9 protein-coding genes are annotated in these 14,660 nt (G+C 34.8%); 6 read left to right on the forward strand and 3 right to left on the reverse strand.

Features of this window, described 5'->3' with window-relative positions; all coding sequences use genetic code 11:
* The first annotated feature begins 621 nt into the window (after window positions 1-621).
* From ACFFLS_RS05225 to ACFFLS_RS05250, 6 genes are all read left to right on the forward strand, one after another.
* Window positions 622-3,564 (forward strand): SusC/RagA family TonB-linked outer membrane protein, encoded by a 2,943-nt coding sequence (locus tag ACFFLS_RS05225; RefSeq protein WP_379682376.1) that lies wholly within the window; start codon window positions 622-624, stop codon window positions 3,562-3,564.
* A 10-nt stretch (window positions 3,565-3,574) separates the two neighbouring features.
* Window positions 3,575-5,182 carry a RagB/SusD family nutrient uptake outer membrane protein gene (locus ACFFLS_RS05230; protein WP_379682375.1) on the forward strand — a complete coding sequence of 536 codons (1,608 nt, stop codon included), beginning with the start codon at window positions 3,575-3,577 and terminating at the stop codon, window positions 5,180-5,182.
* A gap of 28 nt (window positions 5,183-5,210) precedes the next feature.
* Window positions 5,211-6,278, forward strand: a complete 1,068-nt coding sequence (locus ACFFLS_RS05235) for a SusE domain-containing protein (RefSeq protein WP_379682374.1) — start codon at window positions 5,211-5,213, stop codon at window positions 6,276-6,278.
* Between the two features lie 104 nt (window positions 6,279-6,382).
* Window positions 6,383-7,480 carry a glycoside hydrolase family 53 protein gene (locus ACFFLS_RS05240; protein WP_379682373.1) on the forward strand — a complete coding sequence of 366 codons (1,098 nt, stop codon included), beginning with the start codon at window positions 6,383-6,385 and terminating at the stop codon, window positions 7,478-7,480.
* A 3-nt stretch (window positions 7,481-7,483) separates the two neighbouring features.
* Window positions 7,484-8,512: a glycoside hydrolase family 53 protein gene (locus ACFFLS_RS05245; RefSeq protein ID WP_379682372.1), complete on the forward strand. Its 1,029-nt coding sequence runs from the start codon at window positions 7,484-7,486 to the stop codon at window positions 8,510-8,512.
* Between the two features lie 154 nt (window positions 8,513-8,666).
* A complete protein-coding gene (locus ACFFLS_RS05250; protein ID WP_379682371.1) occupies window positions 8,667-11,105 on the forward strand; it encodes a DUF4982 domain-containing protein in 2,439 nt (812 codons plus the stop codon).
* 307 nt (window positions 11,106-11,412) lie between these two features.
* On the opposite strand, the gene hxlA is transcribed toward ACFFLS_RS05250, so the two are convergent.
* From hxlA to ACFFLS_RS05265, 3 genes are all read right to left on the reverse strand, one after another.
* Window positions 11,413-12,051: a 3-hexulose-6-phosphate synthase gene (gene hxlA, locus ACFFLS_RS05255; RefSeq protein WP_379682370.1), complete on the reverse strand. Its 639-nt coding sequence runs from the start codon at window positions 12,049-12,051 to the stop codon at window positions 11,413-11,415.
* Window positions 12,052-12,081: 30 nt separating this feature from the next.
* On the reverse strand, window positions 12,082-12,648 hold the full coding sequence (gene hxlB, locus ACFFLS_RS05260) for a 6-phospho-3-hexuloisomerase (RefSeq protein ID WP_379682369.1): 567 nt from the start codon (window positions 12,646-12,648) through the stop codon (window positions 12,082-12,084).
* A gap of 329 nt (window positions 12,649-12,977) precedes the next feature.
* The gene (locus ACFFLS_RS05265; protein ID WP_379682368.1) at window positions 12,978-13,856 is read right to left on the reverse strand and encodes a helix-turn-helix domain-containing protein; all 879 of its coding nucleotides are present in this window, start codon (window positions 13,854-13,856) and stop codon (window positions 12,978-12,980) included.
* Between the last annotated feature and the right edge of the window lie 804 nt (window positions 13,857-14,660).

Genomic DNA, 14,660 nt, shown 5'->3' on the forward strand with positions numbered 1-14,660 from the left:
ATAACATTTGTTTTTTAGGTTGGTTATGGGGTGTAATTTCTATACCTTTTTCTCTCTTTCTAGAAATTAAGTTTTTACATTTTTTTAGAAAATTTTTTCGAAACTATAGACCTAAAATATTACAAAGTAACAGATTGTTAAAAACGCTGTTTTAATGGGTAATTATTTATTTTGTCATTTTTTTTAGACTAAAAAAATGAAGAATGTGTTTTTCTAATGTCCTCCATTTATATTTTTACGAAATTGTCCCCTTTTATAAATGAATTTTTCCCTGTCTTAAAAACTCTTTGTATCCTTAATTTGCAGTGTGAGTTGATAAGCTATAACGTTTGAATAATAATATTTTATTTTTTTAAAGCGAGTCAATTAAAAACAAACTGACTAATTACCTTAACCAAAAACAAATTAAAAATGACCAACACTCCAATTAAACTTTACAGAGGAAACCTATCCTCATTCTAAAGAAAAGATTAATCTTATTTTAAAAATAAAACAGTTTGTAATTCTAATAAACAATTAGTGCAAAAACAGGTATTGTTTCTTTAGATTTATTCCGTGCAATCTTTTTTTACCCAAACTGAATTAACAAAAACTAACTTAAATCAAACCAATTAAAAAAGTATGAAAAGAATTAAAACTAAATTTTTACTTTTATTATTCTTACTTCCTTTTTGTGTTTTTGCTCAGAACACAATCAATGGTGTCGTCTTGGAAAAGGGTTCCAAACAACCCATACCGGGAGCAAACATAAAAGTAATAGGTGTTAATAGCAGCACTTCTACTGACTTTGACGGGAAATTTCAATTATCTGGAGTAAAAGCAGATAGTAAAATTATGATTTCCTTTACTGGCTATGTCAATCAAACTATTGCCGTTGGCGGACAGAAAAATGTAACCGTATATCTAGAAGAAGATACAAATCAGCTAAAAGAAGTAGTTGTTCAGGTAGGATACGGAAGCGTCAAAAAGAAAGATGCTACAGGATCTGTTACAGCTCTTACTACAAAAGACTTTAACAAAGGAAATAATATTACAACAGAAAATCTGCTTAACGGAAGAGTGGCTGGTTTAACAGTAAATTCAACCGGGGCTCCAGGTTCTAGTTCCCAAATTAGAATTCGTGGAGGAAGTTCGCTTTTTGCAAGTAATGATCCTCTTATTGTAATTGACGGATTGCCTCTTGATAATGCAACAAATACAGGTTCTTCTTCGTTTTTAGCATCATTAAATCCTGCAACTGTTGAATCGATAACGGTTTTAAAAGACGCGTCGGCTTCTGCAATTTATGGTTCGCGTGCTGCAAACGGTGTAATCATCATTACCACTAAAAAAGGAAGCAAAACATTATCTGTAGATTATAATGTACAATATGCTGCAGGTTCGCTGACTAAAACGGTAGATGTTTTTAGTGCAGACGAATTTAGAAGCGTTATTGCAGACAGAAGAAGCGACGACCTTGATAAACTAGGAACAGCAAATACAGACTGGCAAAGAGCAATTTATAGAAATACCGGAACTATAGATCAAAGTTTAGCCCTTAGAGGAAGTTTGTTCAATATTATTCCAACTAGTTTAACGTTGGGAAATACAGATCAGCAGGGATTGCGTCTAACCAATAATTTTAAGAGAAACACCGTTGGTTTAGTAATGAATCCGACTTTCTTAGACAATCATTTAAAAATGAGGCTTTCGGCTAATTATACAAACGAAATCAACCGATTTACAGATGGTGTTGAAGGAACTGCTATTGGATTTGACCCAACACAACCTATAAAAGTTGAGGGAGCGCCTTACGGAGGGTATTTTGAATATACTACAGGTGTTGATGCCAACGGTAATTATCCGTTAGTGTCAACTGCAGCAAGAAATCCTGTTTCGCAATTGTTGAATACCAATGACAGAGGAACAAATGATAGAATTTTTGGAAACTTCGAAATCGATTATAAATTCCATTTTTTACCTGCTTTAAGAGCCGTTGTAAATGTTGGTTTTGATGAATCAAATGGAGATAGAAGAAGATTAGTTGGTGCTGATGCGGGTTCTGCTCCATCAAACAACAATATTCCGTATGGAACAAATGAATATACAGAACAAACCAGAAGAAATAAATTATTAGATACTTATTTAGTGTATAATAAAACGTTCAGTTCTTTGAATTTTGAAATGACGGGTGGTTATTCGTATCAAAAATTTCAAAGCTCAAAATTTGAAACAGGTAATATTTTGAATCCAGATTTGCCATCAACGTTTCCAGAAACTACTTTAGATACAGATGTTGTTTTATTAGGATTTTTTGCTAGAACAAATTTAAATTTTAGAGATAAATATTTATTAACGCTGTCATACAGAAGAGATGGTTCTTCAAGATTTGAAGAAGCAAATCGTTGGGGGAATTTCCCTTCTGCAGCATTTGCATGGAAAATTAAAGAAGATTTCTTTAAGGAAAGCACTGTGTTATCTGATTTAAAATTAAGATTGAGTTATGGTATTACCGGACAGCAGGATATTCCTGAACCAAATGGGTATTTGCAGAAATACGAGCTTGGGAGTGGAAATTCGGAGTATTATTTTGGAGAAAGTCCAGTTCCGGTTGCACTTCCTTCAAAAAGAACAAACAATCTAAAATGGGAAGAAACTACTTCGTACAATGCAGGTCTTGATTTTGGTTTCTTGAACAATCGTTTGTCTGCAGGACTTGATGTTTACTATAAAGAATCTAAGGATTTATTAGTAAACGCTGCAATATCTGATGGTAGCAATTTTTCTAACCGTGTTTATCAAAATGTTGGAAGTTTTACGACAAAAGGAATAGAGTTTACACTTAACGCGAATGCAGTTAAAACAGAAAATTTTAACTGGAATATGAATTTTAATATTGCCAAATTTGAAAGAAGAATCAAAAATCTGGTTAACGGAACGGATATCTTTTTAGGAGACAATATAGCGGGAAGGGGAACTCCTTCACAAATCTTTAGAGAAGGTTATACGCCATATTCTTTCTACGTATACAAACAATTATACAACAACGAAGGAAAACCAATCGATGGTGCTTTTGCAGATTTGAATGGAGACAATATCAAAAATGACTCAGATAAATACATTTACAATAATCCGGATCCAGATTTCACATTAGGATTTGCATCAAATATGAATTACAAAAAGTTTGACTTTTCATTCAATTTAAGAGCAAGTGTTGGAAATCGAATTTTTAACGCCGTTGATGCTGGAAGAGCGCAATATGATGCTATGGAAAATGGAGGAGTTTTAAGTAATATTCCATCTCAGGTATTAGAAACTAATTTTCAGACTACTTCAAATGTAGTATTGTCAGATATTTATATTGAAAATGCTTCTTTTTTGAAGTTAGACAACATTACGTTAGGATATACTTTATCGAACTGGCTCAACAGCAAAGCTTCATTAAGAGTATCAACGGGAGTTCAGAATGTTTTTGTACTTACCAAATACAGTGGTTTAGATCCTGAAATCACAAATAACGGTGTAGACAAAACGATTTATCCAAGACAACGATCAGTACTGTTTGGTCTTAATCTTAAATTTTAATAACGAAATCATGAAAAAATATATAGTAATAACAATAGTTACATTGACTGTAATTTTTCAGTCTTGTACAGATGATTTAAATGTAGTCTCGAAAGATGACGACGTTCTTTCTTCTGATGTATTATTTTCTACACCTGATGGATACAAAAAGGCATTTGCCGGAGTATATGGCAATCTAACGTTAACGGGAGTTATTGGTCCTAATGATTCTTCTCTTGAAGGCGTAGATGCTGGAACAAGCCAGTTTACAAGATGTTTATTATACATGCAGGAATTAACGACAGACGAATTGGTTTGGAGTTATGAAAATGATGGAGGAACAGCAGAATTGCAACGTAACATTTGGACACCTGCAAATCCTGTTATTTTAGGAATGTTCAGTAGAACAATGGTTTCTGTAGCTTATGCAAATGAGTTCTTACGTCAAAGCACACCAGAAAAATTAAGTTCAAGAGGTATTACAAATGCGACAACTTTGGCAGATATAGCCCTTTACCGTCAAGAGGTTCGTGTTTTAAGAGCGTACGCTTATTATAACATGATGGATTTATTTGGAAAAGCGCCAATGTATACCGAAAATGACCCTGTAAATTTTACGGGACCTGAGGTAAACAGAAAGCAATTGTTTGATTATATCGAAACCGAATTAAAAGCGGTTTTACCAGAATTAAAAGCAGCGAGAACTAATGAATATGGAAGAGTAGATCAATCTATGGCACGCATGATTTTGGCTAAAATGTATTTGAATGCACAAGTCTATATTCAGGCAAATCGTTTTAATGATTGCATTACAATGTGCAACGAAATCATTGCAAGCGGCTATACTTTGAAACCAAAATATCTAGATAATTTTAAAGCAGACAACAACACATCTCAAGAAATCATTTTCGGAATCCAGTCAGATGGAGCAGTTTCTCAAAACTGGGGAGCAACAACGGTTTTGACAAACGGACAAATTGGTGCATGGGAAAACAATGGTGCCGATTTTGGAGTTGGCGGTTGGACTGGAGCGCTTAGAATTAGAAAAGAATTTGCTCAAAAATTTGATGGCGCTAAATTCAGCCAGGATACTAGAAATACAATCGGAAAAGGTGTTGCGGGTGATCCAGGAAAACAAAGGTCTATTGATATTGATGATATTGGCGTAAAAACACAAGGTTATATTTTATCAAAGTTTTCTAATAAAACTTCGACAGGAGTAGCTGGTGTAAGTTCTACTTATGCTGACACTGATTTTCCTTTATTCAGATTAGCTGATGTCTATTTAATGTATGCAGAAGCTACTTTAAGAGGCGGAAACGGAACAACTACCCAAGCATTAAATTATGTAAATGCTTTAAGACAAAGAGCTAATAATAATTTGACTATTGGAAATATTACTTTAAGTGAGTTAACGCTTGATTTCTTAATTGATGAAAGGGCTAGAGAATTACACTGGGAAGCACACCGCAGACAAGATTTAATTCGTTTTGGAAAATATACAGGTGGCTCTTATAATTGGGCATGGAAAGGAAATTCTTCAAAAGGAATCGCTATTGCTTCTCACATGAGTGTTTTTCCTATTCCTGAAGGTTCATTGGGAGCTAATAGAAATTTAACTCAAAATACAGGTTACTAAAACTTTTTTAACTTAAACGATACACAAAATGAAACTTATATACAAAATTTTTATAGCAGTTGTTGTACTTATAGGACTTGGGTCTTGTGAAAACGAAGAAAATTTAATGATTTTAGAACCTCAGGAAGCGGCTTTCGCTTTGATAACTCCAGAAGTTGGTTCAACGACTATTCTAAATAAAGAAACGCCAAATAATACGGCTTTGACTTTTACTTGGGAAAAAGTAAGCTACGGTACACCAACAATTGTTACCTATACTTTACAATTTGCGGCAAGTAATACGGAGTTTGCCGCGCCGGTAGACATTACCTCTTCAACTTCTACACATGCTTCTATTACAGTGGCCGAACTTAACACAAGAGCGCTTGCACTTGGACTTACTCCAGGTGTTGAAGGAACAATCGATGTTAGAATTAAATCTACTGTTGGAACAACACTTTCTGAGCCAAAACTTTCTACGCCAATAACGATCAATTTAACTCCTTACAGAGGCGTTTTCCCAAAAGTCGATTTGTTTTTAGTAGGACCTGGAACTGCTGCAGGCTGGAGCGTTACAAGCAACAATATGCCAATTTACAGAGACCCAAAAGAAAATGCAAAACACTATTATACAGGGTTTTTTAATAAAGATGGTTTTAAATTAATAGAACAAATTGGTTTCTGGGCACCAGCTTACGGAACAAATGGTGCTAAAGTACAATACAGAGCAACAGAAGGAGATACTGATCCAGGCGTTTTCCCAACTACAGCTTCAGGTTATTATAGTTTTGAAGTTAATCTTGAAGAATTAACATACAAAATTACACCGTACACGGGACCAATGACAACATATGCAACAATTACGATGACAGGATCTGTATTAACAGGAGATGATGCAGGTTGGAGTCAGGATGTTGCTTTAGTAAAATCATCATTTGATGCTCATATCTGGAAAGTGACTCAAACGCTAAAAGCAGGGAAAATGAAATTCAGAGCAAACAATAGCTGGGATGTAAGCTGGGGAGACAATGGCGGAGATATAATTGTTGAGGCCGGAAAATATGAAATCTGGTTCAATGATTTAGATGGACGTTATATGTTTATTCCAACTCCATAAATTGAATTAAAATAACTGAAGCCTCAATAAGCTTTTTGAGGCTTCTTCTTTACAGTAAAAGAACTTGTTTTAAATTCAAAATTTCATTATTCATAACTTCTATCATGAAAAAATATATAAAAATTTTAGGGTTACTTGTTATAACGGCAATTCAGTTTTCGTGCTCAAGTAATGACAATACAGACACAGAAGCTGTTAATCCGCCAGATGCAAGTGATACTTTTATTAGAGCATCAGATGTTTCTTTTCTCCCTCAAATGGAAGCTTTAGGAACTAAATTTTACAGTAATGGCAAAGCCGAAGGAATGCTTACAACGCTTAGAAATGCGGGTGTTAATACAGTCCGAATTCGTTTATGGAAAGATCCTGTAAACGGTCGTTCTGGTTTCAGCGAAGTAAAACAATTGGCACAAAAAGCAAGACAAGCAGGTTTAAGAGTTTGGCTTACCGTTCATTATTCTGATGATTGGGCAGATCCGGGAATACAGACTACTCCTAAAGTATGGGAAAAATTATCTTTTGCCGATTTAAAAACTGAAGTTTCTAATTATACCGCTTCGATAATTACAGAAATTAATCCAGATATTATTCAGATTGGTAATGAAATCAATAGCGGTTTATTATGGCCACAAGGAAATCTAATTAGTAACGAACAACAGTGTATCGCTTTGTTATCTGCAGCAAGCGCTGCGATTCGCAGTAAAGCGCCAAATACAAAAATAATGGTTCATTATGCCGGTGTAAATGGCGGCGGTACAGATTGGTTTTTCAATAAAATGAAAAGCATTGATTACGACTATATCGGCTTATCCTACTATCCTGTTTGGCATGGTAAAGATTTAAACGAAGTAAAAAATACTATTGATGCTTTAGGAAAGAAATTCAGCAAAAAAGTTTTGATTGCAGAAACTGCTTATCCTTTTACTTTATTGCATAATGATCAGACGAATAATATCGTGGGAACAAGTGATCAGTTGGTTCCAGGTTATCCGGCAACTCCAACAGGGCAAAGAACTTTTGTAACGGATATTAAAAACTTAGTAAAAGCGTCAGAATTTGGGCAAGGTTTTGCGTATTGGGGTGGTGAATGGGTTGCTTTTAAAGGAACACAATCGACAACCGGTTCTACATTCGAAAATCAGGCTTTGTATAGTTTTGATAATAATGCCTTATCAGTAATGCAAGCTTTCAGTAAAGACTAAAACATGAAAAAATCACTTAAAATTGTTTCCTTTTTGATGATGACTGGCGTTTTGTTTACTTCGTGTAAATCAAAAATGATTAGCGAAAAAAACTCATTTTCAAAAGGTGCAGATATAGGTTGGTTGCCGCAAATGGAAGCAACTGGCTATAAATTTTATGATGCAGACGGTTCTCAAAAAGACTGTCTGCAATTATTAAAAGACCGCGGCATTAATACGATCAGATTGCGTGTTTGGGTAAATCCAAATGATGATAAAGCCAGCGGACACTGCAGTCCGGAGGAAACGGTTGTCATGGCGGTTCGCGCTCAAAAAATGGGAATGCGTATTATGATCGATTTTCATTACAGCGATTCTTGGGCAGATCCCGGCAAACAAAACAAACCTGCTGCATGGGCAAAACATTCTTTTCCGGAATTGTTAACCGATGTTTATCAGCATACGTATGACGTTTTGAAAATGCTGAAAAAAGCAGGAGTAACTCCGGAATGGGTTCAGGTTGGAAATGAAATTCCGGGTGGAATGCTTTGGCCGGAAGGCAGTACAGACAATTTCAGTCAGTTGGCGCAATTGCTTAATAAAGGATATGAAGCCACAAAAGCTGTCGATCCAAAAATGAAGGTAATTGTTCATTTGGATGAAGGGAATAAGAGTGAAAAATTCAGATGGTTTTTTGATAAAGCAACAGAAAACAAGGTAAAATATGATGTAATTGGTTTATCGTATTACCCGTATTGGATTAAAACCGATTATCAAAGCACGATTTTAGATTTAGAAAATAATCTAAAAGATATGGCTTCGCGCTACAATAAAGAAGTTATGGTAGTGGAAGTTGGAGGAGATTTTGAAGCAGTTCAAAACACCAAAGAAATGCTTGAAGCCACTATAAAAGCGGTAAAAAGCGTACCAAATAATAAAGGTCTAGGCGTTATTTATTGGGAACCACAAGGCGAAAAAAGCTGGAGCGGTTATCAGCTAAATGCATGGCTTCCTGACGGAAAACCGTCACCGGCATTGGATGCCTTCAAATAATAAATACTAAATTTTACCATTAAGGCATTAAGTTAATTAAGTCAAGCTTTGTCAAGTTGATTAAGCTTAGCTTAATTAACTTGATTTTTAATGCCAAAACAAACACCAAGCTTAATTAACTTAATGCCTTAATGGTGAAAAAAAATAAAACAGAATGAAACTATTTTTTAAATCAACATTATTCTTATTTCTGATTTTTTTGTCTGGAAAAGTGATGTCACAATCTACAACTGTTATTTTAAAGGATAATTGGCGCTTTTCTAAAGAAGTAAAAGGAGACGCATTTTCGGTGGATTTTAATACTTCTAAATGGGAAAAAGTTAGTGTTCCTCACGATTGGGCAATTTACGGACCTTTTGATAAAGAATGGGACAAACAGGTTTCTGCAATTGAACAAAACGGAGAAAAAATTCCGACCGAAAAAACAGGTCGTACCGGATCATTGCCTCATATTGGAACAGGCTGGTATCGTAATTCATTTTCTATTCCGGAATTCAAAAAAGGAAAAAAAGCACTTCTTATTTTTGAAGGTGCAATGAGCGAACCTCAGGTTTATTTGAATGGGAAAAAAATAGGAGAATGGGGTTACGGATACAGTTATTTTTCTATTGATATTACCAATGAACTTAAAGCGGCTTCAGAAAATCTATTGGCTGTAAAACTGACTAATTTGCCATTTTCTTCAAGATGGTATCCTGGTGCGGGTCTTTATAGAAATGTTAGTATTGTAATAAAAGAAGAAGAAAGTTTTGCGCAATGGGGAACTTTTATTACAACTCCCGAAATGAAAGGGGATAATGCAGTTGTAGATATTAAAGCTGAGGTTCTTGGTAATAATTTATCAATGCTAACCGAGATAAAAGATGCAAATAATAATGTTGTAGCAACACAAAAAGCTACAGAAATGAAAGATGGAAAATTTCATCAGACAATTGAAGTTGCCAAACCTAATTTGTGGAGTACAGAAACCCCTTATTTGTATACTGCAGTAACTAAATTATATGCAGCTGACGGAACTTTAAAAGACGAACAAAACATAAAATTTGGTATCCGATTTATTAAATACGAACCTAATAAAGGATTTAGGCTTAATGGAAAAGTGACGAAATTTAAAGGCGTTTGTCTTCATCATGATTTAGGGCCTCTCGGTGCGGCGATCAACAAAGCAGCACTTCGCAGACAATTGACGATTCTAAAAGATATGGGTTGCAATGCAATCAGAAGTTCTCATAATATGCCTTCGTTTGAACAACTTGAACTGGCCGACGAAATGGGATTTATGTTTTTGGCTGAAAGTTTTGATGAATGGGCAAAGCCAAAAGTAGAAAACGGATATCACCGCTTTTTTGAACAATACGCAGAAAAAGATATTGTGAGTTTGGTGCGAGCTACTAGAAATCACCCATGTATTGTAATGTGGAGTTCGGGTAATGAGGTTCCGGATCAATGGGGAGCTGAAGGAGTAAAACGTGCCAGATGGTTACAGGATATTTTTCATCGTGAAGATCCTACAAGACCCGTAACTGTTGGTATGGATCAGGTAAAAGCAACTATGGAATCTGGCTTTGGAGCTTTGCTTGATATTCCGGGATTAAATTATAGAGTTCATCTTTACGAAGAAGCGTATAAAACATTTCCACAAGGTTTTATATTAGGATCAGAAACAGCTTCGACAGTAAGTTCAAGAGGAATTTATAAGTTTCCTGTTGTGCAGGCAAAGAATAAAGAATACGATGATTTTCAAAGTTCGTCTTATGATTTAGAAGCTTGTAGTTGGTCAAATGTTCCTGATGAAGATTTTGTACTTCAGGATGACAAACCGTGGGTTATTGGAGAATTTGTATGGACAGGTTTTGATTATTTAGGAGAACCAACGCCTTATGATGAAAAATGGCCATCAAGAAGTTCGTATTTCGGAATTTCAGATTTGGCAGGACTTCCTAAAGACCGTTTTTATCTTTACAGAAGCAGATGGAATAAGAATGATAAAACACTTCATATTCTGCCACATTGGAACTGGAAAGGAAGAGAAGGCGAAATTACTCCGGTTTTCGTTTATACGAATTATGACAGCGCCGAGCTTTTCGTAAACGGAAAAAGTATGGGCGTTCAGAAAAAGAATAATTCAAGTCCGCAAAACCGCTACCGTTTAATGTGGAATGATGTTAAATACGAACCAGGAACGGTAAAAGTTGTAGCATTTCATTCTGATGGAAAAATAGCGGCTGAAAGCGAGGTTAAAACTTCCGGAGAAGCTTATAAAATTATTCTTGAAGCAGATCGTGAAACGATCAAAGCGGATGGGGAGGATATCTCTTTTGTAACCGTTTCGGTAGTAGATAAAAACGGAATTCCATGTCCGACAGCAGTTAATGAATTACAATTCAAAGTAACCGGTGCTGCGACTTACAGAGCTGCATGTAATGGAGATGCTACTTCATTAGAAATATTTCATGATAATAAAATGAAGCTTTTCAGTGGCAAACTTGTAGTATTGGTTAAATCCGTTAAAGAGGCTGGAGCAATTCAGTTGGAAGTAACAGGGAAAGGACTTCAGAAAGCAAAATTAAATTTAAACTCAGTAGCATACTAGTTAGAATTATATTAAGTTTTAATAATTCTGAATTTGACATAGTACATTATAAAAATAAGGAGATTTAAAGTATCTCCTTATTTTATAATAGATGTAAGGTGTTAAAGTTAAAAATTGAACAATAATACATCGTGCCTAAACTCGTTATACCTTGATTTTACCGGATTTCGACTTTTCAAAAAACACCATGTGCCACGATTTCACTATAAAACTCAAATTACCACCCTCTTTTTTTATTTTGAAAAAATCTAAAAGAAGATAAGGCTGGCACTATAAAAATGAAGACCAGCCTTAAGGAATCATATTATTATAAAGTAACAGTGTTTATAGCATCTTTTAATGCTTTAGCAGCAGCTGCCGGATCATTAGCGCCATAGATGGCGCCACCAGCTACAGCTACAGTTGCACCAGCTGCTACAACATCTTTAATTGTATCGATATTTACACCTCCTGCAACAGAAAACGGAACTTTTGCTTCTCTTCCTTCACCGATAAGTGTTTGTACGGAATATCCAGGTAATGCTTGTTCGTCAAGACCTGCGTGTAATTCTACAAAAGCTACTCCAAATGCAGTTACTTCTTTTGCTCTCTGCACTCTGTCTTTTACTCCAATAGTGTCTACAACTACCATTCGGTCATATTTTTTTGCTGCTTCTATAGCACCTTTAATGGTAGCATCATCAACAGTTCCCATTACGGTAACCAGGTCAGCACCTGCTTTAAAAGCCATCTCAGCTTCTAAGGCTCCGGTATCTGCGGTTTTCATATCAGCAAATACTAATTTATCAGGAAAAGCCGCTTTCATAGCCGTTACAACGCTAAGGCCTTCTGCCTTAATTAGGGGCGTTCCCAATTCTATAATATCTACGTAAGGGGCTACTTTTCCAGCAAGTTCTAATGCTGCTTCTGTAGTAAGTAAATCAATTGCGACTTGTAATTTTGTCATGTCTAAAATGTTTTAAAAAGTAAAAAAAAATTATTCCAGGTTAGCGTGTTTAGGCCACAGGTCTTCTTTGGTTAGCTCAGATTCCTGCCAAAGGCTCATAAAAATGCTCTCAAGTATAAATAATGTAAATTGTTCAAAAAGACTTCCAGCGTACTGTTGCGAAACGGAAACCCCAAAGTCCGTTTTTGTGGCAGCATTAATGAGGAGTATATAATCTGCGACTTCTGCCAGTCTGCTTTTTGAGTCGGCTGTAATGGCGATAACTGAAGCATTTTGTTTTTTTGCCTTTTCTGCCGCAGAAATTACTGTGGAGGTAGTTCCGGATCCAGATGCTAAAATAAGAAGGTCGCCTTCAAGTATAGCAGGAGTAGTCGTTTCGCCTACCACATATACATTGTAACCTAAATGCATAAAACGCATGGCAGCCATTTTTAGAGCAAGTCCGCTTCTGCCGGCGGCCATAAAAAAGATTCGATTGGCTGATTTAATTTTGTTAACTAATGCATCAATTTCCTGAGGATTGATCTGATCTGCCAATTTTAGGTTTTCTTCTAAAATGGTCTGAAGATTTTCGTTTATCGAACTATTGATATTCATGTTTTTTTATTTAAAATAAGCGTATAAATGCCTGTTGCAGTTCAAAGTATTGAGTGCATGGACAAGTAGTATGAATGAAGATACTATTGTAAATTTTGACTTATGAATATTGCCGGTTTAAGAAGCAAATAAGCAGAATAAAATAATTAATCTGCGATGCTTCTATTGCAATAAGGATTTGTACATCTTTGTATCAGTAGTATTTGCTTTTACAAAAGTATATCAGGAAAAGAGGAGAATGTTATACAAACAGGACGATGCGTTATAAATTTGCGCCACTTTTTGATTTAGTTGTTACTAATAATAACGTAAACAAAAATGAATATGTGCTAGGTATTATAAATCTGTGAAAGTTCGATTTGAAGTTCAGTTGGGGTTTCTTTAAGTTTTGATTTCACAAACTTGTTCAAAGCCGACGGAGAACTAAAGCCAAGATTAAATGCTATTTCTTTATGCGAAAGATCAGAGAATAAAAGCTGTCTTTTAATTTCTTTTAAAATCCTGTTATGGATAGCATTAATAGCAGTTTCATTACAGTGTTTTTTTGTTATTTCATTGAGTTTTTTAGGCGTTATTCCGAGTTTTTCAGCATAATATTGTACGGTGCGCTGGCTTTTAAATTGTTCGTTCAGCAATTTCTTAAAAGCAATATAAACATGCTGATTTGTTTTTTGGTGCAATATAGGATGCTGTCCGTGAATAGATTCAATAAGTCCCAGCAAAAATATTTTGATATAAAAGCGCGCCTGTTCTTTTTTGACAAGCGTCGGACTATTGTATATAGTTTGAATGCTTTCTACCAGTGCTAAAGCATTTTTAAATTCTTCTTTATTGAGTGCATTACAGTTAAGATTTGCAGACAAGTTTACGTTGTAAGGGCTTAATTCATTTTTCAATATGTCAGAACAGAATAAAACTTCTTCAAATAAAATAATTCTAGCTTTAAGATCACTGCTTGGATTTGAAAGGAAGTTAATTTGGTCAGGGAAGACAATCGATATCTTTTCCGATTTTAGATTAAAAACGTTCTCTTCAATTTGAATATCAATTTTTCCTTTTTCCACTATTAGAATAAAAAAATGATCGTTTTTGTGAGGGTTTAGATATTCACTAATATTAAAATTTTCTATATCAAAAGCTCTGAATGACAAATTTTTGTCTTCTGCTTTTTGAGTATTTTGTTTGAGCTTAAATCTTTTTAATTCCATTTGATGAGAAATGCTTTATTATATGTTTTTTTTAAATATAAATTTTGAGGCTGAGATAGACCACTTTTTGATTTCATGTGAACAACAAGTAAAATACAATTTGTTTTCTGAGAGGAATTAGAAGCTTCTACTTTTAGCGGAAACTAGACTCGAACCTATAATTAAAAAACTAATTTAAACAATTCAAATAGACTCTTACAAAAGTTGTGGACGCTCTGCTATTCGGACTCTAAGTAAAAACAGGGTTGTTTTACAGGCTTTACATTTTTAGAAATAATTTTCTGCCACGATTCTGCCACGAAGATTTTGGGCGGTTTAAAAAACATGAAAAGTGGCTTTAACCTAAAAAGCCTTCGAATCTTACAATTTGCAGGCTTTACCACGTTTTTTGTGAAGAGAGCAGGATTCGAACTTTAAGCTTGAACCCGTTGTGCACCGATTCTGCACCAAATTCAATTTTTTACTTTTTCAATATGAAATCATTCTCAAAACCTTAAATAGTAACGAATTGACAGGTAGTACTATTATCCTTTTTTTGTGCAGCAAATGTATTAAAAATACTGGATTCTAAACTCATTTTTACCAAGCTTTTTAAATCCCCAGAACCTTAGTCTAAATTTTATGAAGTAGGAAAGTATTCCCAATACATGCTAAATTTATGATGATTGATTTTGCAGGCTACAATCTTAACTTTTATTCGCATAAAAGCTAGCAGCTACAAAGAGGTTAGTATGGTTTCTAGGGGTTAAATGTCAAAATTATTAATTCAATGTGATTGTGATTTGTGTACTGATCATTTCTTTA

Source organism: Flavobacterium procerum (assembly GCF_042431625.1).
Lineage (GTDB): Bacteria > Bacteroidota > Bacteroidia > Flavobacteriales > Flavobacteriaceae > Flavobacterium > Flavobacterium procerum.

Bases quoted from the DNA above. Each gene is read 5' to 3' on its own strand.
- ACFFLS_RS05225 (WP_379682376.1), top strand. From the start codon at position 622: ATGAAAAGAATTAAAACTAAATTTTTACTTTTATTATTCTTACTTCCT.
- ACFFLS_RS05230 (WP_379682375.1), top strand. From the start codon at position 3,575: ATGAAAAAATATATAGTAATAACAATAGTTACATTGACTGTAATTTTT.
- ACFFLS_RS05235 (WP_379682374.1), top strand. From the start codon at position 5,211: ATGAAACTTATATACAAAATTTTTATAGCAGTTGTTGTACTTATAGGA.
- ACFFLS_RS05240 (WP_379682373.1), top strand. From the start codon at position 6,383: ATGAAAAAATATATAAAAATTTTAGGGTTACTTGTTATAACGGCAATT.
- ACFFLS_RS05245 (WP_379682372.1), top strand. From the start codon at position 7,484: ATGAAAAAATCACTTAAAATTGTTTCCTTTTTGATGATGACTGGCGTT.
- ACFFLS_RS05250 (WP_379682371.1), top strand. From the start codon at position 8,667: ATGAAACTATTTTTTAAATCAACATTATTCTTATTTCTGATTTTTTTG.
- hxlA (WP_379682370.1), bottom strand. From the start codon at position 12,051: ATGACAAAATTACAAGTCGCAATTGATTTACTTACTACAGAAGCAGCA.
- hxlB (WP_379682369.1), bottom strand. From the start codon at position 12,648: ATGAATATCAATAGTTCGATAAACGAAAATCTTCAGACCATTTTAGAA.
- ACFFLS_RS05265 (WP_379682368.1), bottom strand. From the start codon at position 13,856: ATGGAATTAAAAAGATTTAAGCTCAAACAAAATACTCAAAAAGCAGAA.